The following is a 26,211-nucleotide window of genomic DNA, read 5'->3' as shown; positions in this document are numbered from 1 at the left end:
GGCCTCCTTCCTGTGTCGGTCACTCCTCCTCGACGGCCGGGCCGTCGAGGAGCGGGGTGATGAGCGCGTCGTACTCCCGGGCGACCGTCGCGACGTCGGCGCCGCGGGCGATCTCCTTGAACATGTCCTCGTACAGGCCGCGGGACTCGATCTCGGCCCATCCCGGCGCCGGCGGGGTGAGCTGGGAGGCCTCGGCCGTCTCCACCAGCGTGCGCCCGAACTTGTCGCCGGTCATCACGTCGGTGAGCTCGGTGTTCGCCGGGCCGAGGCCCGACTCGCCGAGCATCGTCTGGTACTCGTCGCCGTACACGATCCGCAGCAGGTCCTCGGACAGCTCGGCGTTGCGGGTCAGCGCCGAGACCGCCAGCACGGACCCGCCGGCGAACACGGGGGCGACCCCGCCGTCGACGCCGGGCAGCGGGAAGATGCCCCAGGTCTCGTCGTCGGCCATGCCGTCGCGGACCTCGGCGCCGTCGTCGTTGCGCACCCAGTCCCCGAGCTCCCACCGCGCCCAGGAGGGCGCCATCATCGCGGCGGCGGCCGGCTCGCCGGACTCGACGCCGTCGTTGAGGAACGCCCAGTAGCCGGTGTCGACCTCGGTCGCCGGCAGGTAGGAGGCGCTCTCGTACACGTCCTGCCAGGCCTCGAGCCCGGCGACGGTGTCCCGGTCGGACAGCGTCGAGACCCACGAGCCGCCCTGCTTGACCGCCAGCTCGCCGCCGTGGGCGAACACCCACGAGATGCCGTTGCGCCAGTCCTGGCCGCCGATGGCGAACCCGGCCCGGTTGCCGGTCGTCAGCTCGGCGACGGCGTCGCCGAACTCGTCGAGCGTGTCCGGCACCTCGACCCCGGCCTCGCGCCACACGTCCTTTCGGTAGAAGACGTAGCGCGAGCCGAAGTAGTACGGCAGGGCGTAGACGGTGCCGTCGACCGACCCGGCCTCGACGAACGACGGCAGCAGGTCGTCACCGCCCAGCTCGGCGTACAGCTCCGGGGAGACCGCCCGGAAGTCGCCCGCGTTGGTGAACGTCGGCGCCTGGGTGTTGCCGAGCTCGACGACGTCGGGGGTGGCGGCCGGGTCCTCCAGCGCCTCGTCGAGCTCGTCGACGAGGGTGGGCCACTGCTTCTCCTCGATGGTCAGCGTCGCACCGGGGTTGCGCGCCTCGAACGTCGTCTCGAGGTGGTCGCGCAGCTCGTCGCCGGTGTCCGAGCCCACGAGCCACAGGACGATGTCGTCCGAGCTCTCGGGCACGACCTCCTCGGGTCCGCAGGCGGTCAGGGAGGCGGCCAGGACGCCGGTGGCGACCGTCGCGGCCAAGGTCCGTCGGATGCGCACGGGTGGAGGGTTCCTCTCGGTCGTGTCGCACCGGCGGCGAGGGGTGGTGCCACCGGTGCGGGGTGCTGGTTCGGGGTGGAGCCGGGGTGCGGCTCAGCGCAGGTCGGGCACCCGCGCGGCATACCCGCGGCCGACGACGGCGGCACCGACGGCCCCGACCGGCACGCGGCCCGGGGCGAGCCGGACGCGGCCGGGCAGGTCGAGGCTGCGCAGGAACGCCGACGCCGCGGACTCGTCCTCGAGCGCCTCCTGCACCACGCGCAGCAGCGGCTCGCCGAGCTGGGAGACGCCCCCGCCGAGGACGACGTAGCGCACGTCGACGCTCAGGACGAGCATGCGCACGGCCGCGGCCACCGAGCGCGCGTACCGGTCGCGCACCGCGACGGCTGCGGGGTCTCCGGCGTCGGCGGCCTCGAAGAGCTCGACCGGCGCGGGGCGTCCCGTGGTCGTCGGCCAGGCGGCGGTGACTGCGGACCCCGAGGCGTACAGCTCGAGGCAGCCGCGCTGCCCGCAGGCGCACGGCGGACCCGACGGGTCGACCGGGACGTGCCCGATCTCCCCCGCCGCCCCGTGGCTGCCGCGGCGCAGCCGGCCGTCGAGCACGATGCCGGCCGCGAGCCCGGTGCCGAGGGCGAGGAAGGCCAGGTCGGTCGAGCCCGTCGTCGGCTCGTTCGTCTCGACGAGGTGGGCCGCCCCGACGGCGGCGACGTTCAGGTCGTTCTCGACGCCGACCCCGACGCCGCCGAGGCGCGCCGAGAGCAGGGTGGCGAGCTCGAGGGGCTCGCCGTCCAGGCCGAGGTTGACCGCGTGCCGCACCGTGCCCTCGTCGGCGTCGACGAGGCCGGGGATGCCGACGCCGACGCCGGTGATCTCCTCGACCGGGACCCCGGCCGCCCGGGCGACGCCCTCGACGGCGCGGACCGCGCCGTCGAGGACCCCGTGGTGGCCGCGCGAGGTGGCGAGCCGCGTCTGTGCCATGACGGTCCCGTCGGGGGCCAGCACGACGGCGAGCGTCTTGGTGCCGCCGATGTCCAGGCCCACGCTGAGACCGGGTGACGCCACCGGCGTCACCGTGCTGCTCTCGCCCACGTCAGCCCTTCACCGCACCCGAGACGAGGCCCGAGGTCATCCGTCCCTGCACGAACAGGAAGAAGATGATCACGGGGACCGCGATGAGCGTGGAGGCCGCCATGACCTCGGCCCAGTTGATGCCCCGGTTGGCCGACGCCGACAGGAAGCTGCGCAGCCAGATCGGCAGCGTCTGGGCCGACTCGGCCGGCAGGATCACCAGCGCGGTCGTGAACTCGTTCCACGCCTGCAGGAACGCGTAGACGCCGGAGGCGATGAGGCCGGGGGCCAGCAGGGGGAACGTGATCCGGATGAAGGCCTTCGGGCGGGAGAGGCCGTCGACCATCGCGGCCTCCTCCAGCTCGATCGGGACGCCGGCGACGAAGCCGCGCAGCATCCACACCGTGAACGGGACGAGCATCGCGACGTAGAGCACGGAGATGCCGATGACCTGGTTGAGCAGCCCGAGGCTGGACATCATCTGGTATTGGGCGATGAACAGGCCCTCGGCCGGCAGCATCTGGATGAACAGCACCGCGAGGATGAAGCTGGTGCGGCCGCGGAACCGCCAGCGGCTGATCGCCAGGGCGGCGAGGAACGCGAAGGCCAGCACGAGGGCGATCGTCAGGAAGGTGACCATCACGCTCATGCCGAGGGCGTTGAGGAACCCGGAGTCGGTCAGCACCGAGGACAGGTTCGTCAGCGTGAAGTGGACGGGGAAGAAGTTCGGGGTGTCGGCACCGAGGATCGCGTCCGGCGTGAGCGCCGAGTTCATCATCCAGTAGACCGGGAAGACCCACACCAGGGCCAGCAGCAGCCCGAGCCCGCTGAGGAGGATCTTGCCGGGGCGGACCCGACGGCGGCGCACCGGGCGCAGGCCGCTCGCGGGGGCCGTGGGGGCCGGGGTGTCCGTGTCCGTCACGACGGCGCTCATGCCGCGTCCTCCTTCATGAGATAGCGGACGTACGGCCCCGACAGGACCATCGTCAGCACCAGGACGAAGAGCGAGACGGCGGCGGCACCGGCGAAGTCCTGGCTGCCGACGCCGAGCTCGTAGATGTAGTTGCCGAGCAGGTTCGTCTCGGAGATCGGGGCGCCGGCGTCCTGCAGGAGCCGGATCTGGGCGAAGACGCGCAGGTCCCAGATGATCTGGAGCAGCAGCACGATCGCGATGACGGGCCGCACCAGCGGCATGATGATCCGCCACAGGATCTGGCGGGAGCCGGCGCCGTCGATGCGGGCGGCCTCGAGGACCTCCTCGGAGACCTGGGTGAGGCCGGCGTAGATGGACAGGGCCACGAACGGCACCGACATCCAGATGACGATGAAGGACGCCACCATGAAGAACGTCCACACGTTGCCGAGCCAGTTGTACCCGTCGAGGTTCTCCTGGCCGAGCTGGACGAACAGCCAGTTCACGACGCCGTTGCGGTCGTCGAAGAGCCAGCGGAAGACGGTCACGGCCGCGACCAGCGGCGTGGCCCAGGCGAGCAGCAGGGTGATCTGCATCGTGATGCGCACCCAGCCGTGCACGGACCGCATGAGCACGGCGAGGCCGAGCCCGATGCCGACGGTCAGCAGGGCGTTGACGAGGCAGAACGCGATGGACTTCGCGACGACGGACCAGACCTCGGTGTCGGTGAAGATCCGGGCGTAGTTGTCCAGCCCGACGAACTCCGGCGGAGCGCCGAACTGCTGCATGAGCCCGAACTCCTGCAGCGAGGTGACGATCTGCCAGTAGACGGGGTAGCCGAGGCCGACCAGGAGGGCGGCGACCGCAGGGATCAGCAGGAGATAAGGCGTGGCCGGCTTGCGCCGACGGCGGATCGCGATGCCGTCCGATGCCGTGCTCGCGCCGGTGGTCGTGGTCATGCGGTCCTCCTTCCCGGTCATGGGAGGGGCGGGGTGGCGGCCTGGTCGTGCGGCGCCACCCCGCCCTTCAGGGTGTTGCGTGCGGTGCGACGAGCTCGGTCGTCAGCCCGCCTGGCCGTTGAGCATCGGCGTGATCGTCTCGTCGTACTCGGCGGCGAGCTCGGCCACGTCACCACCCTCGGCGATCTTCTGGAAGAGCTCCTCGTAGACCGAGGCGCCCTCGACGGCGGCCCAGCCCGGCGCGGCCGGCGTGAGCTTGGAGCTCTCGGCGGTCTCGACGGTGATCTCGCCGAACTTGTCCGTCTCCATGATGGAGTTGAACTCGGTGTTGGCCGGCCCCAGACCGTTCTCGGCGAGCATGGTCTGGTACTCGTCCGAGTAGATGATGCGCATCAGGTTCTCGGACAGCTCGGGGTGCTGCGACTGGGCCGAGATGGCCATGTTCGAGCCACCGGCGAAGACCGGGGCCACGCCGCCGTCGACGCCCGGCAGGGCGAAGATGTCGAACTTCTCCGCGTCGGCCATGCCGTCGCGGACCTCTTCACCCTCGTCGTTCTCGGTGAGGTCACCGATCGACCAGCGGGCCCAGCCCGGCGCCATGATGGTCGCCGCGTCCGGGGCGCCGCCGTCGGCCGTGTCGTTGAGGAAGTCCCAGTAGGCCACGTCGCGGTCGGTGGCCGGCAGGTTCGAGGCGCCCTGGTAGACGTCCTGCCACTGCTCGAGACCGGCGATCGTGTTCTCGTCCGAGAGGGTCGAGACCCACTCCTCGCCCTCCTTGACGGCGAGCTCGCCGTCGTGGGCGAAGATCCAGGAGATGCCGTTGCGCCAGTCCTGGCCGCCGAGGGCGAAGCCGGACATGTCGTCGGTGCGGAGCTCCTTGACGGCCTCGCCGAACTCGTCGAGCGTGGTCGGGACCTCGAGACCGGCGTCCGACCAGATGTCGGCGCGGTAGAACATGTAGCGCGAGCCGAAGTAGTACGGCAGGGCGTAGACCGTGCCGTCGACCGTGCCGGCCTCGACGAAGGACTCGAGCAGGTTGTCCCCGCCCAGCTCCTCGTAGAGCTCCGGCGAGATCTCGCGGAACGCGCCGGCGTTGGTGAAGGTCGGGGCCTGGGTGTTGCCCAGCTCGACGACGTCGGGGGTGTTCTCGGCGTCGGGCAGCGCGGTGGTCAGCTTGGTGACCAGGTCGCCCCAGTCCTGCTCCTCGATCGTCAGCGTCGAGCCCTCGTTCTCGGCCTCGAACGTGTCGATGAGGTACTCGCGCAGCTCGTCCGGGGTGTCGCCACCGGCGACCCACATCGTCAGGTCGGCGGCCTCCGGCGCGGCGTCGGTGGTCTCCTCCGCGTCGCTGCCGCTCTCCGCACCGGCGTCGGTGGTGTCGCTGCTGCACGCGGTCAGCGCCAGGGCCAGGGTGATCGTCGACGCCGCGGTGGCGGCGACGAGTCGAGTTCTCTTCACGGGGTGGTTCCTTCCACTGGGTTGCAGGACGGCATCGTTCGCACCGCCCGTGGGGTGTCGTTCGGGTCGGTCAGGAGACACCGAGCTGCGCGCCGAGGACGAGCACGGCTGCCCCGGCCAGGACGACGTCGTCGTCGAGGGCGGCCATGCGCAGGTCCAGGCCGGCCGAGGTGGCCGGCATCGTGCGCTCGGTGATGGTGTCGCGAGCCGCTGCGCGCAGCGGCTCCGCGAGGAGCTCGGGCGGTCCGGAGAGGATGACCTCCCCGAGGTTGAGGGCGCTCACGACGGGCGCGAGGGCCTTGCCCAGGGTGCGTCCGACGTCGGCCAGCACGGCGTCGACCTCCGGTCGCTCGAGCCCGTCCACGGCCCGGCGCAGCGCCGGGGCGGACAGGATGGTCTCGAGGCAGCCGCGGCGGCCGCAGGCGCAGGGCTCGCCGCCGTCGTCGACGACGGTGACGTGCCCGAGCTCGCCGGCGGCGTCGCCGGACCCGTGCACGCGGGAGCCGTCGACCATGACCCCCGCGCCGACGCCCTTGCCCACGGTCAGCATGAGCATGGAGTCGCCGGCACCGCCGTAGGTGTACTCGGCCAGCGCCGCGGAGTTGGCGTCGTTGGCCACGTGCACCGGCAGGCCGAGCCGGTCGGTGAGCAGCTCGGCCAGCGGCAGGTCGTACCACTCGACGTTCGGCGCCTCGACCACGCGGCCGGAGGCGTCGACGACGCCGGGCGAGCCGACGCCGATGCCGATGACCGGGCGCGTGGCACCCGCGACGAGCCGCCGGGCGAACCGGGCGAGCAGGTCGACGAGGTCCTGGCCCCGCCGACCGTCGACCGGCAGCGACTGACGCTCGACGGCCTCCCCCGTCAGGGTGAGAACCGCGCCGCGCAGCACGGTGTCGTCGGAGAGGTCGAGACCGACGATCTGGTAGGCGTCGGTCCGCATCCCGACGAGGATCGCGGGCTTGCCGACGCGACGCCCCGGCTGGGTGCCGAGCTCCTCCACGAGCCCCTCGGCGAGCAGGACGCCGACGAGGTCGGAGACGGTCACCCGAGTCAGGCCGGTGGACCGCGCCAGGTCGGCCCGGGAGGTCGGACCCTCGTGGAAGAGCTGCTGGAGCACCAACGACCGGTTGTGCGCCCGAGCATGCTCGGGGAGCACCTTCGAGGTGGCTCGCAGGCCGCTGCCCAGTCCTCGTCGGCCGGTGCGCGTCGTCGTGGTCGTCATGTTTGTTAGTAGAGCGTCCTTACAGAGTCGCTGTCTATCGTATGCACTCCTTCGTTATTTGATCGTTACCGTGCGTTCATCCCAGGGGGTGGACACAGGTCACGGTCCTGGCACGGTCCCATCACGATCGATGCGGAACGGCAGATCACCGCTGGTCAGGGCCCTAGAGTCGTGGTCATGCCGACCCGAGCCCTCGGCCGCCGAGCCACCGCCCTGACCGTCGCCGCGATGCTGACGGTGGGCCTCGCGGCCTGCACCGGCTCCGACGACCGGGTCTCCGCCGGCGTCGACGCCGCCGTCACCGAGGAGTCGGACGGCCGCGCCGCCGCCGACGAGGCGGCCGCCGTCGCCGGGGAGACCGTGGTCGCTCCGGAGCGCGACTCGTCCGCGGTCGTCGACCGCGAGGTCGTCGTCACGGGCTGGATCGAGCTGACCTCGCCGGACCCGTCCCGCACGACGGCGGAGCTGACCCGGATGGTCGAGCAGGCGGGCGGACGTGTCGAGCAGCTCACGGAGTCGCCCGACCACGACGGCGAGCCCGGGGCGGCGTCGATGACCGTGCGGATCCCTGCCGCGCGCACGACCAGCGCCGTCGACGCGATCTCCGACCTCGCGACCGTCCAGCAGGTCGAGATCTCCCGGGACGACGTCACCAGCCAGGGCCAGAACCTCGACGCCCGCATCTCGGCACTGACCACCTCCACCGGCCGTCTGACCGAGCTGCTCTCCGAGGCCGGCTCGACCGAGGACCTGCTCGAGGTGGAGCGCGAGCTCGCGTCGCGTCAGGCCGAGCTCGACTCGCTCGTCGCGCAGCGCGAGGCGCTCAGCGACCGGGTGGCGATGTCCACCCTGCACATCCAGATCACGCCGCTCACGGCCCCGGTCACGGCGCCGTCGAGCGGGTTCACCGACGGTCTGGAGACCGGTTGGAGCGCCCTGGTCGCCTTCGTCCAGACGGTGGTCCTGGTCTTCGGCGTCCTGCTGCCGTGGCTCGTGCTGGCCGGCGCCGGGTTCCTCGTGTTCTGGATCGTGCGCCGGCGTCGGGCGTCCTCCGCCCCGCCGTCCGGCCCGGGGGGTGCCGACGACGGCGCCTCGCCCGAGGACCCGCACGATCCGGCACCGGTGGCGGGCTCTCCGGACCGCGAGCCCGAGCTGGTGCGCTGAACGACCCCGGGTTTCAGTTCACCGCAGGGCACGCACGACGACGGCCGGACGCGGCTCGGGCCGGACGCGGCTCAGGCCGGCCACGGACACGGCTCCCGGACACGGCAACGGCCGGAGGGAAAGCCCTCCGGCCGTTGCGTCCCGGTCGGTCGTGTCCGGGTCAGTCCGTGGTGCTACGGGAGTCCGTCTCCGCCTCCGTCGTCGTGGACGTGGCCGTCGGCGTGGCACCGGTCGAGGACGGACCCTCCTCCGTCGTCGACCCGACGGCCGGAATCCCCTCACCGGACGTCGCGGTCGACCGCGACCGAGCCGACGCGTTGTGCTGGGCCGCACGCTCCGCCGTCGCCCGCGCGCCCGCGGTGGCCCGGCCCATGAACCGCCATCGGGCCATCACGCCGGCGAACTGCGCCTCGACGGCGGTATGGCGCTCGGTCCGCAAGGACTTGTAGAGGCTGAACACCATGAGGAAGTTCAGGATGAAGATCGGTAGCCCGATCACCGTGATGACCTGTTGCAGCGCCGCCAGGCCGTCCCGACCCGTGACCCCGCCCAGGATGATCAGCGACGCGGCCAGCATGCCCTCGCTGACGCCCCAGAACACCCGCTGACGGGTCGGCCCGGACTCCGAGGTGCCGACGCACAGCATGTCGACCACGAGCGAGGCCGAGTCCGAGGACGTGGCGAAGAACAGCGCCACCACGATCACCGCGATGCCGGAGATCAACGTGGCCGCCGGATAGTTCTCGAAGAAGGTGAACATGGCCAGGGCGACGTTGTCCGCGACCGCCGCCGAGATCTCTCCCCCGCTGCCGCCGATGCCGTCGAGCTCCATCGCCGACCAGCCGAAGATGACGAACCACACCAGCGTGAACAGCGACGGGGCGACCAGGACGCCGCCGACGAACTGCCGGATCGTGCGCCCCTTCGAGATGCGGGCCAGGAACACGCCCATGAACGGCGCCCACGTGACGGTCCACGTCCAGTAGAAGACCGTCCAGCCGCCCTGCCAGCCCCATCCGTTCTCGTCGGTGAACTGCGCCATCGCGTCGTTCCAGAACGACAGGCCGATGAGGTCCTGCACGTAGACGCCGGCGCTCTCGGGGATCTGACGGAGCAGGAACAGCGTGTCGCCCATGATCAGCACGAAGACCATCAGCCCGACGGCCATGAGGATGTTGATGTTCGACAGGCGCCGCACGCCCTTGTCCAGCCCGGCCACGATCGAGCTCACCGCGACGATCGTCAGCACCGTGATGACGCCGACCTGCAGCAGGGTGCCGTTCTCGACGCTCGGGAACAACGCGTTGACGCCGGCGCCGACCTGCGACGTCCCGAGCCCGAGGGAGACCGCCAGCCCGAACAGGGTGCCCAGGACGGCGAAGATGTCGATCGTCTTGCCGATCGGCCCGTGGATGCGCTCCTTGAGGAACGGGTAGAACACGGAGCTGACCCGCAGCGGCAGCTTGTAGCGGTAGACGAAGTAGCCGAACGCCAGGCCCGGGAGCGTGAAGATCGCCCAGGTGTGCAGGCTCAGGTGGTACAGCGAGATCGACATCGCGTCGCTCGCCGCCTCGGCGGAGTACGCGGCGACGTCGTCGAAGGGCGGCGAGGAGAAGTGCGAGATGGGCTCGGCGACGCCCCAGAACATCAGCACCGTGCCGATGCCGCCGGCGAAGAGCATCGCGAACCACGACAGGTTCGAGTACTCGGGCCGCGAGTCGTTGTCGCCCAGCCGGAGGTTGCCGTACTTGCTCAGGGCGACATAGGCGAGGAACACCAGCCAGAACGACACCCCGAGGATGAAGAACCAGCCCAGGTTCGTGACGATCCACTCCCGTGCCACGCCGAAGGCGTCACCGATCTGCGTGGGGAAGATCAGCAGCAGGAGCAGGAAGAGGATCATGAGCCCGGCCGACGTGAAGAAGATCGTCGGGTTGGTCTGCAGGCCCAGCCTCCTCGCGAGCGTATCGAGCTTTCCTTCAGCCATGGCCGACCTCTCTTCGCACTCGAGCGGGTGATCCCCGTCACGCCGGGATCCAACCACCTTGGCGAAGCCGGACCGTGCTGTCCACCGCTGGCGCGAAGTCCGCGTGTCGCACCGCCGGCCGGAGCGGCCCCGGGCACGACGAAGGCCCACCTGACGCGATGTCAGGTGGGCCTTCGTCGTGACGAGTGGAGCTGCCGGGAATCGAACCCGGGTCCGGTGACGCTGTTCCAGGACTTCTCCGGGCGCAGTCTGCTTCGATTTTCTCGGCCCCCGCACTCACGCAGACAAGGTGCGGACGGGCCCAGTCACCTGCGAGTCCCCGCCGCCCCGGTGACGAGGGCGACGAGCAGTGGCTCTCTAGATGACGTGAGCTACCGGGTCGAGAGCGCTCCCGGGCTCACGGACTTCGGAGCTCGCTCAGGCGGCGAGGGCGAAGTCGGTGCGCTTGTTATCGGCACCTATGGGTTTGCAGGCAGCGTTGACGAGATGAGCCTGCCTCCTCGGCCCGCTTCCCCTGGAATCACGACCACCGTCGAAACCGATCAGCCCCTATGGATTTGTCAAGATCCGTGCCGGCCACGGCGTACCGCCGCCAGCGTGTCTCACTGTAGTGGATGAACAGCGCACGTCGCACAGATATTTCCGCCCGCCGCGCCGTCGTCGGACCACGCGGGCACGACCCCGCGGGTCGGGTCAGGTGAGCAGCTCCTGGCGCCGCATCGCGCGCTGCGCCTCGCGCATGTCCTGCTTCTCGCGCAGCGTCTGCCGCTTGTCGTACTCCTTCTTGCCGCGCGCCAGGGCGATCTCGACCTTGGCCCGGCCGTCCAGGAAGTACAGGCGCAGCGGGACGATCGTCTTGCCCTTCTCGCGGGACTTCACCCCGAGGCGGTCGATCTCCTCACGATGCAGCAGCAGCTTGCGCCGTCGCCGCGGTGCGTGGTTGTTCCAGGTGCCCTGGAAGTACTCGGGGATGTGCGCGTTCTCCAGCCAGGCCTCGTCGTGGTCGACGGCGACGTAGCTCTCGGCCAGCGACGCGCGTCCCATGCGCAGGGCCTTGACCTCGGTCCCGGACAGGACGATGCCGGCCTCGAGCACGTCCTCGATCACGTAGTCGTGACGGGCCTTCTTGTTGTTCGCCACGAGCTGGCGCGGGTCCGCGGACTGCTGCTTCTTCTTGGCGCCCTTGGCCTTGTTGGACACGGTCTCCTCCTCCCAGGTAGCGCGACAGTCCAGGATACGCACCCCCGGCGCCCGGACCAGCGCATTTTCGCTCAGGGCGGCACGCGGCCCGCCCCCGAGGTCAGTTGAGCCAGCCGCCCATCGGGTCGACGGTGCTGCCGTTGACCCACACCTCGAAGTGGAGGTGGCACGCGCCGGAGGACCCGGTGCTGCCGGAGTACCCGATGACCTGTCCCTTGGAGACCTTCTGGCCCACGGACACCACGTCGCGCGACAGGTGCAGGTAGCGGCTCATGACGCTGTCGCCGCGGTGCCTGCCGTGGTTGATCAGGACGTTGTTGCCCGGGCCGGAACCGTAGTACGCCTGCTCCACGTACCCGCTCTGGGAGGAGTAGATGGGCGTGCCGCAGTAGCTGCGGATGTCGGTGCCGGCGTGCAGCCGGGTGTAGCCGTACATCTCCAGGTACCGCATCCCGTAGCTGCTGGTGACGACCCGGTAGTTCGTGGGCCAGCCGAGGAACGGCCCCGAGGACGACGACCCGCCGCCGGAGCTGGAACCCCCGCCCCCGCCGGAGCTCGAGCCACCGCCGCCCGAGCTGGATCCGCCGCCCCCGCCGGAGCTGGAACCGCCGCCTCCGGAGCCACCACCGCCCCCGGAGCTGGAGCCGCCCCCACCGCCGCCGGAGTTCTGGTTCTGCTCGGCGCGCTGCTCGGCCCGGCGCTCGGCCTCGCGCTCGGCCTGCCGCCGGGCCTCGGCCTCACGGCGCTGGCGTTCCTCCTCCTCGCGGCGCTGGCGCTCCTCCTCGAGCCGGCGGTCGCGCTCGGCCTGCTGGGCGATGATGTCCTTGATCTCGGACTGGAGCTGGGCGCGCTCGTCCTCGTTCTCCTCCAGCTCGGCGATCGTCTCGTCCCGCTGGGAGGCGATCGACGCCTTGAGCCGCTGCTGCTCCTCGATCAGCCGCTCGACCTCGGCCTTGCGCTCCGCCGCCTGCTGCTCGGCCTCCTGAGCGGCGACGACGTTGGCGTCGGCCTCCGCCTTGAGGTCGGCGATGGTCTCGCGGATCGCGTCGAGACGGGCCTGCTGGTTGCGGGCGACGGTCTCCGCCTCCTGCAGCTCGGCCACCGACCGCGAGCGGCTGCGCGCCGCCGAGGACGTCACGGACACGTCGCGGAGGAACTCCTCGGTCGACTGCGCGCCGGTGACGAGCCCGATGGTGCTCACGTCGTCGCCGCGCCGGTACGCCTCGCGCGCCATGGCCGCGACGTCGCCCCGCGCCTCCTCAGCCTTGCCCTCTCCCGCGACGATCTGCTCCGAGACCGTCTTCTCCTCCTCCTCGGCGTCGGCCAGCCGGTCGGCGAGGACGGCGGCCTTGCGCCGCGCCTCGGCGAGGGCTGCCTGGGCCTCGGCGAGCTCGGCCTGGGCGACGGGCAGCCGGCCCTCGACCTCGTTGAGGTCGAGCACGGCCTGGGCGAACTCGGCGTTGGTGTCCTCCAGCTCGTGCTGCAGGTCCTGCCGCTCCTGCCGCTTCTGGCGCTGCTCCTCCTCGGCGGCCGCCCGCTGGTCGTCGAGCTCGTCGGCGACGACCGGCGCGGTCGGGCCGATCAGCAGCAGGGTCGCGAGCACCCCGGCGAGGGCGCGGCGCAGGCGGACGACGTCGGGCACGGCGGATCACACCCTCGTGTAGCGGTGGAGCGTCACGGCGGAGGACACGGCGGCGACCGCCACGGCCAGCCCCAGCAGCAGCGGGGCGATCGTGAGCACGTCGGCCGTGGTGACGTGCTCGACCCAGTCGACCGACTCCGCGAGCCAGTCGATCACCAGGTACTGCACGGCCGCCCACAGCCCGATCACGGCCAGCACGGCGCCGAGCAGCGCCGCGAGGGCGCCCTCGAGCATGAAGGGCAGCTGGACGAACAGCGTCGAGGCACCCACGAGCCGCATGATGCCGGTCTCCCGCTGCCGGGAGACGGCGGAAAGCCGGATGGTCGTGATGATGAGCAGGGCGGCGGCCACGAGCATGACGACCGCCAGGCCGACCGCGACGAGCGAGGAACGGTTCAGGGCCAGGAACAGCGGTTCGAAGATCGCGCGCTGGTCCTCGACCACCTCGACGCCGTCCCGCCCCGAGAGGACCTCGTCGACCACCTGGTACTGCTCGGGGTCGGCGAGCTGGAGACGGAAGGACGCCTGCATGTCTTCTTCGGTCAGCTGGGTGCCCTGGTAGCCGTCCGGGTACTGGGCGGAGAACGCCTCGAACGCGTCTTCCTTCGACTCGAAGTAGACCGTGGACACCACGTCGTCGAGCTCGGTGCTGATCGTGCGCTCGACGGTGCTGATCTGCTCCTCGGTCGCCTCTCCCCCGGCGCAGGTCGACGCCGTCGACCCCTCCGGGCAGAGGAAGACCGACACCTCGACCAGGTCGTACCAGTCGCCCTGGAGCTTGTCGATCTGCATCTGGAGCAGCGCCGCGGCCCCGACGAACGTCAGCGACACGAACGTGACGAGGACGACCGAGACCACCATCGTGGCGTTGCGGCGCAGTCCGCGGAAGACCTCGCCGAGGATGAACTGCAGGCGCACCGCTCAGGCCTCCTCGGCCCGGGACGCCATGGCACCCGACATCTCGCGGGAGTCCTCGTCGACCTCGACCGGCGGGGGGTCGACGCCCCGGGCGGCCGCCTGCTCGGCAGCGCGCTCGGCCGCGACGTCGCCCGGTTCCGGCCGCACGGAGATGCGGCGGGCGGGCACCCCGCGACCGGGGGCGTCGAGGACGGCGACGGGTCCGACCTGGGGCAGGATCTCCTCGCGACGGCCGTAGGCGGCCTCGACCTCGTCGCGCACGATGCGCCCGGTGGACAGCTCGACGACGCGTCGACGCATCTCGTTGACGATCTCGTCGTCGTGCGTCGCCATGACCACGGTGGTGCCGGTGCGGTTGATGCGGTCCAGCAGGCGCATGATGCCCTGCGAGGTGGTGGGGTCGAGGTTGCCGGTGGGCTCGTCGGCGAGCAAGATCTTGGGCCGGTTGACGAAGGCGCGCGCGATGGCGACGCGCTGCTGCTCCCCACCGGACAGCTCGTGCGGCCGGCGCTTCTCCTTGCCGTCCAGGCCCACCCACTCCAGCACCTCGGGCACGGTGGTGCGGATGTGGTGGCGGGGACGGCCGATGACCTGCAGGGCGAACGCGACGTTCTCGTAGACGGTCTTGTTCGGCAGCAGCCGGAAGTCCTGGAACACCATGCCGATGCCGCGGCGCAGGCCGGGCACCCGCCACGGCGAGAGGCGCGTCAGGTCACGGCCGGCGACGTAGACGCGCCCGCCGGTCGGGCGCTCCTCGCGCAGCACGAGGCGCAGGAACGTCGACTTCCCGGAGCCGGAGGCCCCCACGAGGAACACGAACTCGCCGCGTTCGACGTCGACGGAGACGTCGTCCAGCGCAGGGCGCGCCCCCCGCGCATAGACCTTCGAGACGTTCTCGAACCGGATCACGACGTACCTCCCCCTGGGCGGCGTCGTCGCACGCGTCGGCGACCGCCCGCTCCGAGACTCGCACGCCGCGACGGGCGCGGGGAGACAGACACGCGGCGTGTCGTGGTGACGCGTCGGTTGCTTGCCGCAATCGCCCGGGATTGACCGTTTTTCGCGGGTCGCTGCCGCGACGGTCGACGCTGCGCGCGACCCGGCGGCTCAGGAGAAGGTCAGTCGTCCGCCTGGTTGCGCCGCCACCGGATGCCGGCCTCGATGAAGTCGTCGATCGCGCCGTCGAACACGTTCTGGGTGTTGCCGGACTCGTGCTCGGTGCGCAGGTCCTTGACCATCTGGTACGGGTGCAGCACGTAGGAGCGCATCTGGTCGCCCCAGCTCGCCTTGATGTCGCCGGCGAGCTCCTTCTTCTTGGCGGCCTCCTCCTGCTGACGGATCAGCAGCAGGCGGGACTGCATGACGCGCAGCGCGGCGGCACGGTTCTGGATCTGCGACTTCTCGTTCTGCATCGACACCACGGTGCCGGTCGGGATGTGCGTCATGCGCACGGCCGAGTCGGTGGTGTTGACCGACTGACCACCGGGGCCCGAGGAGCGGAAGACGTCGATCTTCAGCTCGTTCTCGTCGATCTCGATGTGGTCCGTCTGCTCGATGAGCGGGATGACCTCGACCGCGGCGAACGACGTCTGGCGACGGCCCTGGTTGTCGAACGGCGAGATGCGCACCAGGCGGTGCGTGCCGGCCTCGACCGACAGGTGCCCGAACGCGTACGGGGTGTTCACCTCGAACGTGGCCGACTTCAGACCGGCCTCCTCGGCGTAGGAGGTGTCCATGACCTTGGCCGGGTAGCCGTGGCGCTCGGCCCAGCGCAGGTACATGCGCATGAGCATCTCGGCGAAGTCCGCGGCGTCGACGCCGCCGGCGCCGGCGCGGATCGTCACGACGGCCTCGCGGGCGTCGTACTCGCCGCTGAGCAAGGTGCGCACCTCGAGGGAGTCGAGCTCCTTGCGCAGCGCGGCGACCTCGGTCTCGGCCTCGGCGAGCGAGTCGGCGTCGTCCATCTCGTGGCCGAGCTCGACGAGCGTCTCGACGTCGTCGATGCGGCTGCTGAACTTCTTGACCCGGTCGAGCTCGTCCTGGGCGTGCGACAGGGCCGAGGTGACGCGCTGCGCATTCTCCTGGTCGTCCCAGAGGTCGGGAGCGGCCGCCTGCTCGGAGAGCTCGGCGATCTTCGCCTCCAGGGCAGAGGGGTCGCTCACCGACTCGATGGACTCGAGGGTGGAGCGGAGCCCCTTGATCTCGGCGGGGAAGTCGATAGTGGCCACGAGGAACCAGCCTACCTTTCGCTCACGCCTCTCCCGGCACCGGACGCTCGAACATCCGGGCCGTCGTGCGGGCGCTCGGCTGACCGGCGTCGACGTCGGCGCCCGCCGCGACGAGGACGTCGACGACGGCCGGGTCACCCTTGAACACCGCGCCGGCGAGCGGGGACTGGCCGCGCTCGTTGAGCCGGTCGACGTCGGCTCCCCGCTGCGCGAGGCCCCGGACCAGATCGGCGTGGCCGTGGTAGGCGGCGAGCATGAGCAGGGAGTTGCCGTGGACGTCGGCGAGGTCGACGGGGACGCCGTCGTCGACGAACTCCAGCAGCAGGTCCGCGCCGGCGCGGGCGAGGTCGAACATCTGGTCCAGGTCGACGGGCAGCCGGTCGTCGCTCATGGCTCGACAGTAGTGGACCGGCCGCTACATCCACCGGCCGCGCTTGAAGACGACGTACAGCACCACGGAGAAGGTCAGCATCAGGCCGACCGCCAGCGGGTAGCCGAACGCCCAGTGCAGCTCGGGCATGACCTCGAAGTTCATGCCGTAGACGGCGGCGACCAGGGTCGGGGCGAAGAGGATCGCGGCCCAGCCGGAGATCTTCTTCATGTCCTCGTTCTGGCGCTGCGCGACCAGCGTCGCGTTGACGTCGAGGATCTGCCCGAGCGCCTCGCGGTACTCCCGCACGCGCGCGTCGGCGCGGGTGAGGTGGTCCGAGACGTCCTGCAGGTAGGCCTGCAGCTCGGCGGCGACGGCGTACTTCGCGAAGCCCGCCCGCAGCGACTCGAGCACCTCGGTCAGCGACGTCGTCGCGTGCTGCATGTCGATCACCTCCTGGCTGAGGCGGTAGATGCGTTCGGCCACCGCGGCGTCCCCGCTGAAGACCTGCCGCTCGATCTGCTCCTTGTCGATCCCGACGCCCTGCAGCACGGGCGCGTACCCGTCGACGATCGCGTCCAGCAACCGGTAGGCGACCGCCTCCGGCCCGAGCCGGAGCAGGTGCTCGTCGGCGAGCAGGGTGCCCACCGTCCTGTCGGCGCGGACGGTCTCCTCGTCGAGTCCGGCGGCGGGTGTGCCGTCGATCCAGCGACCGTCCTGACACAGGACCGCCACGGCCCCCGGCCGCACGAGGACGTGGAACTCCCCCAGGACCACGTCCTCCTCGGCGTCGACGTACCAGGCCGACCGTACGACGAGGAACAGGATGTCCCCGTAGCGCTCGAGCTTCGGCCGCTGGTGGGCGTGCAGCAGGTCTTCGACGACCAGCGGGTGCAGGTCCCACGCCTCGGCCAGCTCCCGCACGGCGGGCTCCGTCGGGCGCGGGTAGAGGGACATGGTCATGCGGTCGTCCGCGGAGTCGGCGAACCGCAGGCCGTCGGCCACGCTCGCGCCCGGCGGCGCCGGCGACGGACGGCCGTCCTCGACGTACCGGGTCAGGTGCGGCACCTCGGCCGGCGCCGACGGCGGCGCGGCCGCGGCGCGTCGCCGCAGCAGGTCCCGACGGCGCGACGGCGTGGCACCGGTGTCCTCGTGCGTCATGCGACCCCTTCCCCTCGCGGGCAGCCTACGCAGCGACGTACGTCTCAGCAGCGCAGACACCGGCGTGGGCGCCGCCGCCCGGGCCGTCCGACCTGGTGAGGTGTGCGGATGCGTCGCACACTCACCGGCCTGATCGCCGTCCTGCTCGCCGCCGCCGTCACCGTCGTGGCCACCGACCTCGACGAGCGGCTGAACCTCGACCTCGGCCTCGGGGAGATGGTCTCCGAGGCGGCGGGCGCCGTCCTCGGCGACGGCGACCTTGCGACCGGCGACTCCGGCGACGACTCGTCCGCCGTCCCGGACGGGTCGGTGGACGTCGAGCAGGTCACCGCCCAGCTCGACGGGATCACCGTCAAGGGCAAGGCACCGCAGACCGGCTACGACCGCGACGAGTTCGACCACTGGACCGACCCGGACGGCAACGGCTGCGACGCCCGCAACGACATGCTCGCCCGCGACCTCGTCGAGGAGACGGTGGACGACGACGGCTGCACCGTCCTGACCGGCACGATGGAGACCGAGCCGTACACCGGGGAGACGGACCGCGCGTTCGAGCGCGGCAGCGACGACCTGGCGCTGTCCCTCGACGCCGAGCACCTCGTCGCCCTGCAGAACGCGTGGATCTCCGGCGCGCACGCCTGGAACGAGGACCGCCGCGAGGAGTTCGCCAACGACCCCGCCAACCTTCTCATGGTCGACCCCAGCGAGAACCGCGCCAAGGGCGCGGCGAACGCGGCCGAGTGGCTGCCGCCGAACAGGTCGTTCCGCTGCCAGTACGTCGCGGCGCAGATCGACATCAAGGCCGACTACGACCTCGCCGTCACGCAGCCCGAGAAGGACGCCATGACGCGCGTGCTCGAGTCGTGCTGACCCGCGCCGTGCGACCCCGAGCGATCGGAGAAGAATGGACACCGTGAGCGACGCACCGGACGGGACGACGGCCTCCAGGACGAGACGACGCGCCGCGGTGGCCGTGCTCGCGGCGCCGGCGGTCGCCGGCCTCACCGCCGCGGCCGGCGTGGTCGCCACCGGTGCGCACCGGCGGCTCGGCACCACCGAGGCAGAGACGCGCGTCTGGCTGCCCGGCGACGAACTGCTGGAAGGCGGCGTCGTCCAGGCCGACCGGGCGTGCACCATCGCGGCCCCACCGCCGGACGTCTGGCCGTGGATCGCCCAGCTCGGCCAGGACAAGGCCGGCTTCTACTCGTTCGAGGCGCTGGAGAACCTCGTCGGCTGCCGGATCACCGGCGCGACGACGATCCACCCCGAGTGGCAGGACGTCCAGGTCGGCGACGCCTTCCGTCTCCACCCGGACCTGGCGCTGCGGGTGGCCGAGGTCGTGCCCGGCAGCCACCTGGTGGTGACCTCCCAGAGGGCCGACGGCGCACCCGAGGGTCACGACTTCACCTGGGCGTTCCACCTCGAGTCGGTCTCCGTCGGGCCGGCGCCGGCCACCCGGCTGCACCTGCGCGAGCGGTACGAGTCGAAGCGCCCGGTCGACCGGGCCGTGTCCGAGGCCCTCAGCCTGGTCAGCGCCGCGATGAGCCGGCGCATGATGCGCCGGCTCGCCGAGCTGGCGGCCGCTCCCCCAGCTCGGACGTGACGGTCAGCCGCTCACCCCGGCACCGGCCCCATCGTTCCCACGGCGCTAGACGGTCGCGCCACGTTCGTCGAGCCACTCCGCGAGATCCTTCCACGCCCAGGCGTAGGCCTTGAGGATCGCGGCGACGTCATGCTCGGAGGCTCCGGCGGCCTGTGCCTCCTGGCACGCGAGGAAGGAACCTTGAGCGACCGCCGCCTGAATCCTCGGACGGGCGTTGCGCAGGGCATCCGTAGGGGTCATGACAGGCAGAGTAGGGGCGGCGTCCGACAACACGAGCGGACGCATATGCACGGCACGACGCCTCTATCCTCCGGTCGGGTGCCGCTGCCGCGCACTCACCACGGCGAGCAATGCCGTGCCGCAGTCCTTGCGCGCGACTGCATCTGCGGCCACCGACACCACCGGATTCCCGCCCTACCAGGCGGGCGCAGCTGGATTCCCGACGACAGCGACCCGGCGGCGCGTCCATCATGCAGTCACCGGCTGCCGGATGATCGTCCGCAACCGTTCAGGCGCGACCCGCCGCGGGTCGGACAGGTAGATCTCGTGGTGCCGTCCGGTCAGCTCCCGTCCCGAGGCCTCGACGAAGGAGTGCAGCGCGTCCACCGTCGGCGCCTCGGCGGAGTACGGCCCGACGTGGAGCACCTGGGCGGCCTCGCCGTCACCGAAGTGCTCCAGCCGGACGGGAGCCGGCAGGTCGCGTGCCGCCGTCGTGCGCTCGACGAGGTCGGCCGCCGGGACCGCCGCGACGTCGTCGGGCAGGCTGATCATCATCGTCCAGAGCCACGCCGAGCGCGGCAGCTCGCGGAACCGCTCGATCTCCTCGGCCCACCACAGGCCCTCCAGCGGCATCACCGTGTACGCGGTCCCGGTGGCCTCCTTGACGGCGGCACGCAGGGCGTAGGCCACCGGGTACAGGCTCGTCACCGCGGCCAGGTACGCCGGGCCACCCGGCGCTCCCGCGCCGTCGACCAGCAGGTAGGGCCGGGGCGGCACGGTCATGAGCTCCGGCTCGCGCGGCGCGGAGTACAGGGAGCGCCAGGTCTTCTTCGGGTCGACGGCGGTCACACCTCCAGAATCCCGTCCGGCGCCATGGGTCGCACGCCGTCGGTGGACAGGCCCGATCTGTCGGTTTCCTCGTACCGTGCCGCGGGGCCTGGGCGTCGGCCAGAACTCTCAGGCGGGGAACACGCCGCTGGAGAGGTACCGGTCGCCGCGGTCGCAGACCACGAAGACGATCGTCGCCCCCTCGACCTCCTCGGCCACCTGCAGGGCGGTCCAGCACGCGCCGGCCGCGGACACACCGCCGAAGATGCCCTCCTCGCGGGCCAGCCGGCGGGCCATCGCCTCGGCGTCGGTCTGGGTGACCTCCACGGTGCGGTCCACCGCCGACGGGTCGAAGATCCTCGGCACGTACTCCGGTGGCCAGGCGCGGATCCCGGGGATCCGCGAGCCCTCCGCGGGCTGGGCCCCGACGATCTGGACCTCGGGGTTGCGCGACTCCAGGAACCGCGAGACCCCGGTGATCGTGCCGGTGGTGCCCATCGCGGACACGAAGTGCGTGATCCGTCCGTCGGTCTGGCGCCACAACTCCGGGCCCGTGCCGACCTCGTGGGCACGGGGGTTGTCCGGGTTGCCGAACTGGTCCAGGACCCGGCCGCGGCCCTCCCGCTCCATCCGCGTCACGACGTCGCGGGCCTCTTCCATGCCGCCCTTCGCCGAGGTGAGCACCAGGTCGGCTCCGTACGCCTTCATCGTCTGGATCCGCTCGGTGGAGGCGTCCTCGGGCATCACGATGACGAGGGGGTAGCCGCTGATCGCCGCCGCCATCGCCAAGGCGATCCCGGTGTTGCCGGACGTGGCTTCCAGCAGGGTGTCGCCGGGGGCGATCTCCCCTCGCTCCTCGGCGCCCCGGATCATGCTGATCGCCGGCCGGTCCTTCACCGAGCCGGCCGGGTTGTTCCCCTCGAGCTTGGCGAGCAGCACGTTGCCGCGGCGTTCGTTCTCCGGCCCCGGCAGGCGCTGCAGACGCACCAGCGGGGTGCCGCCGATGACGTCCTCCATCGTGGGGTACGACGCGGGGTTGCTCACCCGCCGGAGTCTACGGCGACGGTCGCCGAAGACTCGCAGCCGACTGCTCGACCTCGCCGCAAGGATGAGGGAGCCTACGTCCACCACGGGGGCGTCGACGTGGCACGACGATCACGCGGCGACCGCGAACGGTGCGGCGCGTCCGTCCGCCCCGACGATCAGCACTGTCCGTGCACGGCGCCCCCTACCCCGCCCGTGCGGTCGCCGTGGCCGTCACGGTGACGCCCTCGCCGAAGGAGTCGGTGAACCACCGCACCAGCGGCGGGTGGGAGCTGCCGACGAGGCTGACCCGGGCGCTGCGACCGTCCGGCGTCACCGCCTCCGTCACCCGGACGCCGCGCAGGCCCGGGGCGGACGACGTCGGCTGTGCCGCCAGGTGCTCGACGACCGCCGCGCGCACGCCGGCGTCGGTCAGGGTCAGCACCCCGGAGGAGTCCGGCGCCGCGGCCCCGCCGTAGTAGGTCGCCTGCGACATCGAGTCCGCCCCGGCCACCGCGAGGGAGTCCGCCAGGTCGAACAGGTGCTTGCGGTCCAGGTGCACCGACGCCGCCGAGGCGACCATGCCGACCAGCATCAGACCCACCGCCACGAACCCGGCCGTGAGCAGCATGATGCGACCCTCCTCGCGCCGGGCCGTCACGGGCGGGCCGCCACGTGCTCCTCGACCGGTGCCACGTGCGCGGCCTCGACCGGGATGCTCAGCGGCACCCAGTCCTGCAGTGCCGCCGGCGCCAGGGGCAGCGGCACCTCGTAGCGCACCCGGACACCGACCGTCGCCCCCGGCGTCAGGCACGGGTTCTCCGAGCACTCCAGCTGCAGCAGGTCAGCGCCGTCGACGGCGAAGCCCTGGTCGGCGAGCGCCACCTCGGTCGCGGCGCGGGCATGGACGGCCCCCTGCGCCGCGGAGTCCGCCGTCACCACGGCCCGCGCGGCATCCCGGGCGGCGCCCTCGACCGCGAACCCGGCGGCGTGGAGCTGGCCCAGCGTCACCACCAGGTAGACGAGCGGGACGAGCAGCAGCACACCGACGCCCAGGAACTCGACGACCGCCGCTCCCTCCTCGCCGGACGACGCCGTCCTCGTGCGCGCGGGCCCTGTGGTCGTGGACGGTCCGGTCACGACGCCTCGTCCACGGCATGACCGTCGACGGTCATCGCGCCGGTGGGCCCCAGGATCCCCACGACGGGCAGCGGAGCGCTGACCGTCACCCGGATCAGGTCCAACCCGTCGCGGCTGGTCCGCCCGACGGCGATGTCACCGGCATACCGGTCGCTGAGCGCCGAGCTCAGCAGGTCGTGCGTGCGCTGCGCGCCGGCCGACAGGTCACGGTCGGTCCGCGCCGCGAGCCGGGCACCCTCGGCCGCCGCGTCGATCACCACGGCCCGCACGTGCAGCGCCAGCGCGACCTGGACGACGCCGAGGAAGAGCGTGACGAGCAACGCCGAGACGAGCGCGAACTCGACGACGGCCGATCCCCGTTCGTCCTCGGTACGGCGCGCGGTCGACGACTCGCGCGACGTCGGCCGGCGCCGCCTCACAGACCCGTGACGCTCTCGATCGCCTGGGTGAACGCGTCCTCGAGCAACGGTCCGGCCAACGCCCACAGCGCGACGACCAGGCCGGCCGTCATCAGCGTGACGAGGACCCAGCCGGGGACGTCACCCCGCTCGGGGTCATCGGCAGCAGGCCGATCGCGTACGGGCCCGTCGGTCTGAGGAGTGGTCATGTTCGTCCTTTCGTCGGTGTCACAGTCCGATCTGCAACGTGGCCAGCGAGGGGAAGACGGCGAAGACGACCGTGATCGGCAGGATGAGGAACACCACCGGGACCATCATGGCGACCTCCTTCTTGCCTCCGGCCTCCATGAGGGCGCGGCGCCCGGACTCCCGGACGTCCTGCGCCTGGGCCCGCAGGACGTCGGCGAGCGGGGTGCCGCGCTCGAGCGCGACGGCCACTCCCTCGGCGAACCGCGTCAGGGACGGCAGGCCCGTGCGGTCGGCCATGGCGGTGAGGGCCACGGTGATGGGCGCTCCCGCCCGGACGTCCGCGAGCATCGTCGCGAGCTCTCCGGACAGCTCGCCGCGCGCCGTGGCCGCGACGCGCTCGAGAGCCGGCACCGGCCCCTCGCCGGCGGTGACGGCCAGTGCGAGGAGCTCGGCGACGGTGGGGAACTCGGCGAGCATCCGTTCCTCGCGACGCCGGGCGGCGCCCGAGAGCCGCTGGTCGCACCCGACGAAACCGGTGGCGCCCGCCAGGAGCACCAGGGCGGCCAGCACCACGACGGAGGAGCCGCGGGTCGCGGCGAGCACGACGGACAGGAGCAGCCCGCCGGCCAGACCCAGCGTGGTCCAGACCAGCTGACGGGCACGGAACTGCTCGACCGTCTCGCGCAACCCGGCCCGGTCGAGCCGACGCTGGACGTCCTCCCGCGTGGAGCCGAGGCGTTCGAACCATCCGGCCGCGTCCGCGACCCACGGGGCGACGAGACGGTCGACGACCCCGAACGGCGAACGGGTCACCTGGTCGCGCAGCAGGCCGGAAGTGGCGTCGCGACGACGCAGCGCCGGGGCGAGGCGTTCGTCCAGCGAGATGCGGCGGCCGCGGACCCCGGCCAGCGCGAGCAGCAGCCCGACCCCGGCGAGGAGGCCCAGCAGGGCGCCGGTCACGGCGAGCGTCATCGCAGCACCCGCCCTTCTTCCGGCAGGCGTCCGATCCGTCGCATGACCCGGTAGGCCACCACCGAGCACCCGGCACCGGTGAGCAGCACGGCCACCCCGGCCGCGGAGTTGTACGCCTGTGCGGTCTCGGGTCGGCTGGCCAGGAGGGCCAGCACGACCCACGGGCCGGCGGCCGCCACCCGCGCACCGTTGACGGTCCAGGACTGGCGCGCCTCCAGCTCTCCGCGGGTCCGCAGGTCCTGGCGCAGAAAGCTCGACAGGCTGCGGAGCAGCCGTCCGAGGTCGGTGCCACCGACCTCGCGGGTCAGCCGGAGCGACTCGATGATCCGGTCGGCGACAGGGTCCGCGAGCCGGTCCTTGAGCAGGTCGAGGCACTCGCCGAACCGACCGGTCGCGCGGTGGTCCGCGGCGAACTGCGCGAACGGCTCGCGCAGGGCCTCGGGCCCACGCTCGCCGAGCTGGGCGACGGCCTCCGGGAGGGAGAGACCGGCCCGCACGCCCGAGGCGAGGTGGTCCACGACGTCCGGCCAGACCTCGCGCAGGTCCTCGCGTCGTCGACGGGCTCGCGTGCGGACCAGCGCCTCGGGTGCCACCGCAGCCATGACCGCGAAGCAGGCGGCGATGGCCGGTGACCGGGTCAGGGCCAGCCCCACGAGCAGCACGACGACCGCGATCCCTGCGCTGACCGCCCACAGTGCTCCCGGCGTGACCGTCGGCGCGCCGGCCTGGACGAGGAGGTCCTGCACAGCCTGGTACCGGCGACCGCGCCGTCGTCGGCGGTCGGGCCGCTCCCAGCAGGACCACCAGAGACAGAACAGCCCGGCCCCGCCGACGAGACCGACGACGACCCCCATCAGCGCTCACCGGCCAGCAGGGCGTGCACGTCGACACCGAGGCGTTCGTACTTCTCGACACCGGCCGGGAAGCCGTCCCCCCGGACGAGGTCGCCGCCGAAGCGGGCCGGGCGACGACGGAAGAGCTGCGCCGTCTCGACGCGTCCTTCCTCGACACGACCGGTGATCGCGACGATCTCGCGGCACTGCCGCACGCCGTCGGGCGTCACTCCGAGGTGGACCACGACGTCGAGCGCGGACGCGACCGTCGGGGTGACGAAGCGGTCCGAGATGTTCTCTCCGGCGAGCAACGGCAGCGTGCACATCTTCGTGACCGCCTCGCGCGCCGAGTTCGCATGCACGGTGCCCATCCCGGGAACACCCGCGTTCAGGGCGATGAGCATGTCGAGGCTCTCCGCCTCCCGCACCTCGCCGATGACGATCCGGTCCGGCCGCATCCGCAGGGCCTCCTTGACCAGGCGCCGCAGCGGGATCTCCCCGGTGCCCTCGAGGCTGGGCTGCCGGCACTGCATCGCGACGTGGTCGCGCACCGGCAGCCGCAGCTCGAAGACCTCCTCGCACGAGACGACGCGCTGACCGGCCGGGGTGGACCCGGCAAGCGCGTTGAGCATGGTGGTCTTGCCGGCCTGCGTGGCTCCGGCCACCAGGATGTTCGCGCCGGCCCGCACGGCCGCGTCGAGGAAGCCGGCAGCGTGCGCCGTCAGCGATCCGAGCCGCACCAGGTGGTCGAGATGGTGCGCCCGCACGACGTGCTTGCGGATGTTCACCGCCAGGTGCTCGCGCGTGACGTCGGGGATCACGACGTGCAGCCGCTCCCCGCCCGGGAGCGTGGCGTCCACGAACGGCGAGCTCAGGTCGAGCCGCCGACCGCTGGACTTCAGCATCCGCTCGACGAGGTCGCGGACCTGCTGAGCCGTGAGCAACGTCGTCGTCAGCTCGCTCACGCCACGCCGGGCGACGAACACCTGGGCCGGGTTGTTGATCCACACCTCCTCGATCTCCGGGTCGTCGAGGTAGGGCTGCAACGGCCCGAACCCGCCGAAGGCGTCGACGAGCGCCCGCGTGGTCCCGACCGCATCCACCAGGGGCGGCACGACACCGGCCGTCGCGCGGTCGCTGTAGTCGGCGACGGCCTCGGCCACCAGCCGGTCGAGGCCGTGCCGGTCGGTCACGGGATCGATGCCGCGCCGGCGCACGAGCTCACGGACCTCGCCCGTCAGCAGGCTCCCCGCCTCGTCGCGGGTCAGGACGTCGGTGTCCACCCGTAGTACCTCTCCGTCGGGACAATCGGGCTTTTCCACTCAAGCGTGACCGAGCGTAGCGAAACTCGCACCGACCGCGCCTCCGGTCATCCAC

Annotated in this window: 27 protein-coding genes and 1 other RNA gene; 3 read left to right on the top strand and 25 right to left on the bottom strand. The window is 71.8% G+C overall.

Annotated features, from left to right (window positions below):
• Positions 1–19: 19 nt before the first annotated feature.
• The 6 genes from PO879_RS05270 to PO879_RS05245 all read right to left on the bottom strand — a co-directional run bounded on the left by PO879_RS05270 (position 20) and on the right by PO879_RS05245 (position 6,959).
• Entirely contained in the window at positions 20–1,336 is a 1,317-nt protein-coding gene (locus tag PO879_RS05270) for an extracellular solute-binding protein (protein ID WP_278236879.1), read from the bottom strand.
• A gap of 93 nt (positions 1,337–1,429) precedes the next feature.
• Complete coding sequence (locus tag PO879_RS05265) at positions 1,430–2,425, bottom strand: ROK family protein (RefSeq protein WP_278236878.1); 996 nt, start codon at positions 2,423–2,425, stop codon at positions 1,430–1,432.
• A 1-nt stretch (position 2,426) separates the two neighbouring features.
• Positions 2,427–3,338 (bottom strand): carbohydrate ABC transporter permease, encoded by a 912-nt coding sequence (locus PO879_RS05260; RefSeq protein ID WP_278236877.1) that lies wholly within the window; start codon positions 3,336–3,338, stop codon positions 2,427–2,429.
• Positions 3,335–4,276: a sugar ABC transporter permease gene (locus tag PO879_RS05255; RefSeq protein WP_278236876.1), complete on the bottom strand. Its 942-nt coding sequence runs from the start codon at positions 4,274–4,276 to the stop codon at positions 3,335–3,337. The genes PO879_RS05260 and PO879_RS05255 overlap by 4 nt, the downstream gene beginning before the upstream one ends.
• Before the next feature lie 102 nt (positions 4,277–4,378).
• Entirely contained in the window at positions 4,379–5,734 is a 1,356-nt protein-coding gene (locus PO879_RS05250; RefSeq protein WP_278236875.1) for an extracellular solute-binding protein, read from the bottom strand.
• 70 nt (positions 5,735–5,804) lie between these two features.
• On the bottom strand, positions 5,805–6,959 hold the full coding sequence (locus PO879_RS05245) for an ROK family transcriptional regulator (RefSeq protein ID WP_278236874.1): 1,155 nt from the start codon (positions 6,957–6,959) through the stop codon (positions 5,805–5,807).
• Between the two features lie 177 nt (positions 6,960–7,136).
• On the opposite strand from PO879_RS05245, the gene PO879_RS05240 reads away from it, so the two are divergent.
• Positions 7,137–8,123: a DUF4349 domain-containing protein gene (locus PO879_RS05240; RefSeq protein WP_278236873.1), complete on the top strand. Its 987-nt coding sequence runs from the start codon at positions 7,137–7,139 to the stop codon at positions 8,121–8,123.
• 160 nt (positions 8,124–8,283) lie between these two features.
• Here the strand turns inward: PO879_RS05240 and PO879_RS05235 are convergent, their stop codons facing one another.
• The 9 genes from PO879_RS05235 to PO879_RS05195 all read right to left on the bottom strand — a co-directional run bounded on the left by PO879_RS05235 (position 8,284) and on the right by PO879_RS05195 (position 17,629).
• Positions 8,284–10,110, bottom strand: coding sequence for a BCCT family transporter (locus PO879_RS05235; protein ID WP_278236872.1), 1,827 nt, complete (start codon positions 10,108–10,110; stop codon positions 8,284–8,286).
• A gap of 183 nt (positions 10,111–10,293) precedes the next feature.
• Positions 10,294–10,660: a transfer-messenger RNA gene (gene ssrA, locus PO879_RS05230) on the bottom strand.
• A 143-nt stretch (positions 10,661–10,803) separates the two neighbouring features.
• Entirely contained in the window at positions 10,804–11,310 is a 507-nt protein-coding gene (smpB, locus tag PO879_RS05225; RefSeq protein WP_278236871.1) for an SsrA-binding protein SmpB, read from the bottom strand.
• A gap of 100 nt (positions 11,311–11,410) precedes the next feature.
• The gene (locus PO879_RS05220; protein ID WP_278236870.1) at positions 11,411–12,952 is read right to left on the bottom strand and encodes a M23 family metallopeptidase; all 1,542 of its coding nucleotides are present in this window, start codon (positions 12,950–12,952) and stop codon (positions 11,411–11,413) included.
• 6 nt (positions 12,953–12,958) lie between these two features.
• A complete protein-coding gene (ftsX, locus tag PO879_RS05215; protein WP_278236869.1) occupies positions 12,959–13,870 on the bottom strand; it encodes a permease-like cell division protein FtsX in 912 nt (303 codons plus the stop codon).
• A gap of 3 nt (positions 13,871–13,873) precedes the next feature.
• Positions 13,874–14,779 carry a cell division ATP-binding protein FtsE gene (gene ftsE / locus PO879_RS05210; protein WP_278236868.1) on the bottom strand — a complete coding sequence of 302 codons (906 nt, stop codon included), beginning with the start codon at positions 14,777–14,779 and terminating at the stop codon, positions 13,874–13,876.
• Positions 14,780–14,988: 209 nt separating this feature from the next.
• On the bottom strand, positions 14,989–16,098 hold the full coding sequence (gene prfB, locus PO879_RS05205; RefSeq protein ID WP_278236867.1) for a peptide chain release factor 2: 1,110 nt from the start codon (positions 16,096–16,098) through the stop codon (positions 14,989–14,991).
• 22 nt (positions 16,099–16,120) lie between these two features.
• Complete coding sequence (locus PO879_RS05200) at positions 16,121–16,489, bottom strand: ankyrin repeat domain-containing protein (RefSeq protein ID WP_278236866.1); 369 nt, start codon at positions 16,487–16,489, stop codon at positions 16,121–16,123.
• Between the two features lie 24 nt (positions 16,490–16,513).
• Positions 16,514–17,629 carry a magnesium and cobalt transport protein CorA gene (locus PO879_RS05195; protein WP_278236865.1) on the bottom strand — a complete coding sequence of 372 codons (1,116 nt, stop codon included), beginning with the start codon at positions 17,627–17,629 and terminating at the stop codon, positions 16,514–16,516.
• 108 nt (positions 17,630–17,737) lie between these two features.
• Between PO879_RS05195 and PO879_RS05190 the strand changes: the two genes are divergently transcribed.
• Together PO879_RS05190 and PO879_RS05185 are read left to right on the top strand one after the other, a co-directional pair.
• Positions 17,738–18,499: an HNH endonuclease family protein gene (locus PO879_RS05190; RefSeq protein ID WP_278236864.1), complete on the top strand. Its 762-nt coding sequence runs from the start codon at positions 17,738–17,740 to the stop codon at positions 18,497–18,499.
• 43 nt (positions 18,500–18,542) lie between these two features.
• Positions 18,543–19,232, top strand: coding sequence for an SRPBCC family protein (locus tag PO879_RS05185; protein ID WP_278236863.1), 690 nt, complete (start codon positions 18,543–18,545; stop codon positions 19,230–19,232).
• A 45-nt stretch (positions 19,233–19,277) separates the two neighbouring features.
• Here PO879_RS05185 and PO879_RS05180 read toward each other — a convergent pair whose 3' ends face one another.
• The 10 genes from PO879_RS05180 to PO879_RS05135 form a co-directional block, all read right to left on the bottom strand.
• On the bottom strand, positions 19,278–19,472 hold the full coding sequence (locus PO879_RS05180) for a hypothetical protein (protein ID WP_278236862.1): 195 nt from the start codon (positions 19,470–19,472) through the stop codon (positions 19,278–19,280).
• Between the two features lie 228 nt (positions 19,473–19,700).
• The gene (locus tag PO879_RS05175) at positions 19,701–20,300 is read right to left on the bottom strand and encodes a GyrI-like domain-containing protein (RefSeq protein ID WP_278236861.1); all 600 of its coding nucleotides are present in this window, start codon (positions 20,298–20,300) and stop codon (positions 19,701–19,703) included.
• A gap of 108 nt (positions 20,301–20,408) precedes the next feature.
• Positions 20,409–21,296 (bottom strand): cysteine synthase CysM, encoded by an 888-nt coding sequence (gene cysM, locus PO879_RS05170; RefSeq protein WP_347568623.1) that lies wholly within the window; start codon positions 21,294–21,296, stop codon positions 20,409–20,411.
• 211 nt (positions 21,297–21,507) lie between these two features.
• Positions 21,508–21,933: a hypothetical protein gene (locus PO879_RS05165; RefSeq protein ID WP_278236859.1), complete on the bottom strand. Its 426-nt coding sequence runs from the start codon at positions 21,931–21,933 to the stop codon at positions 21,508–21,510.
• Between the two features lie 26 nt (positions 21,934–21,959).
• Entirely contained in the window at positions 21,960–22,442 is a 483-nt protein-coding gene (locus tag PO879_RS05160) for a pilus assembly protein (RefSeq protein WP_278236858.1), read from the bottom strand.
• Entirely contained in the window at positions 22,439–22,861 is a 423-nt protein-coding gene (locus PO879_RS05155; RefSeq protein ID WP_278236857.1) for a TadE/TadG family type IV pilus assembly protein, read from the bottom strand. Before PO879_RS05155 ends, PO879_RS05160 begins: the two co-directional genes overlap by 4 nt.
• The gene (locus PO879_RS05150) at positions 22,858–23,049 is read right to left on the bottom strand and encodes a hypothetical protein (protein WP_278236856.1); all 192 of its coding nucleotides are present in this window, start codon (positions 23,047–23,049) and stop codon (positions 22,858–22,860) included. Before PO879_RS05150 ends, PO879_RS05155 begins: the two co-directional genes overlap by 4 nt.
• 19 nt (positions 23,050–23,068) lie before the next feature.
• Complete coding sequence (locus tag PO879_RS05145) at positions 23,069–24,001, bottom strand: type II secretion system F family protein (protein ID WP_278236855.1); 933 nt, start codon at positions 23,999–24,001, stop codon at positions 23,069–23,071.
• Positions 23,998–24,855 (bottom strand): type II secretion system F family protein, encoded by an 858-nt coding sequence (locus tag PO879_RS05140; protein WP_278236854.1) that lies wholly within the window; start codon positions 24,853–24,855, stop codon positions 23,998–24,000. The genes PO879_RS05145 and PO879_RS05140 overlap by 4 nt, the downstream gene beginning before the upstream one ends.
• On the bottom strand, positions 24,855–26,117 hold the full coding sequence (locus PO879_RS05135; protein ID WP_278236853.1) for an ATPase, T2SS/T4P/T4SS family: 1,263 nt from the start codon (positions 26,115–26,117) through the stop codon (positions 24,855–24,857). Before PO879_RS05135 ends, PO879_RS05140 begins: the two co-directional genes overlap by 1 nt.
• Between the last annotated feature and the right edge of the window lie 94 nt (positions 26,118–26,211).

It is taken from the genome of Isoptericola sp. AK164 (genome assembly GCF_029643425.1).
In the GTDB taxonomy this organism is placed as follows: Bacteria; Actinomycetota; Actinomycetes; order Actinomycetales; family Cellulomonadaceae; genus Isoptericola; species Isoptericola haloaureus.
The sequence above is the reverse complement of the archived record's forward strand: the minus strand, read 5'-3'. Positions and strand labels throughout refer to the sequence as shown.

Excerpts from the sequence above, each read along its gene's own strand:
- PO879_RS05255 (WP_278236876.1), bottom strand. The coding sequence starts at position 4,276 with ATGACCACGACCACCGGCGCGAGCACGGCATCGGACGGCATCGCGATC.
- PO879_RS05150 (WP_278236856.1), bottom strand. The coding sequence starts at position 23,049 with ATGACCACTCCTCAGACCGACGGGCCCGTACGCGATCGGCCTGCTGCC.
- PO879_RS05200 (WP_278236866.1), bottom strand. The coding sequence starts at position 16,489 with ATGAGCGACGACCGGCTGCCCGTCGACCTGGACCAGATGTTCGACCTC.
- cysM (WP_347568623.1), bottom strand. The coding sequence starts at position 21,296 with ATGGAGGACGTCATCGGCGGCACCCCGCTGGTGCGTCTGCAGCGCCTG.
- PO879_RS05140 (WP_278236854.1), bottom strand. The coding sequence starts at position 24,855 with ATGGGGGTCGTCGTCGGTCTCGTCGGCGGGGCCGGGCTGTTCTGTCTC.
- PO879_RS05195 (WP_278236865.1), bottom strand. The coding sequence starts at position 17,629 with ATGACGCACGAGGACACCGGTGCCACGCCGTCGCGCCGTCGGGACCTG.
- PO879_RS05145 (WP_278236855.1), bottom strand. The coding sequence starts at position 24,001 with ATGACGCTCGCCGTGACCGGCGCCCTGCTGGGCCTCCTCGCCGGGGTC.
- PO879_RS05240 (WP_278236873.1), top strand. The coding sequence starts at position 7,137 with ATGCCGACCCGAGCCCTCGGCCGCCGAGCCACCGCCCTGACCGTCGCC.
- PO879_RS05190 (WP_278236864.1), top strand. The coding sequence starts at position 17,738 with ATGCGTCGCACACTCACCGGCCTGATCGCCGTCCTGCTCGCCGCCGCC.
- PO879_RS05235 (WP_278236872.1), bottom strand. The coding sequence starts at position 10,110 with ATGGCTGAAGGAAAGCTCGATACGCTCGCGAGGAGGCTGGGCCTGCAG.
- PO879_RS05180 (WP_278236862.1), bottom strand. The coding sequence starts at position 19,472 with ATGACCCCTACGGATGCCCTGCGCAACGCCCGTCCGAGGATTCAGGCG.
- PO879_RS05165 (WP_278236859.1), bottom strand. The coding sequence starts at position 21,933 with ATGCTGCTCACGGCCGGGTTCGTGGCGGTGGGTCTGATGCTGGTCGGC.
- PO879_RS05260 (WP_278236877.1), bottom strand. The coding sequence starts at position 3,338 with ATGAGCGCCGTCGTGACGGACACGGACACCCCGGCCCCCACGGCCCCC.
- PO879_RS05245 (WP_278236874.1), bottom strand. The coding sequence starts at position 6,959 with ATGACGACCACGACGACGCGCACCGGCCGACGAGGACTGGGCAGCGGC.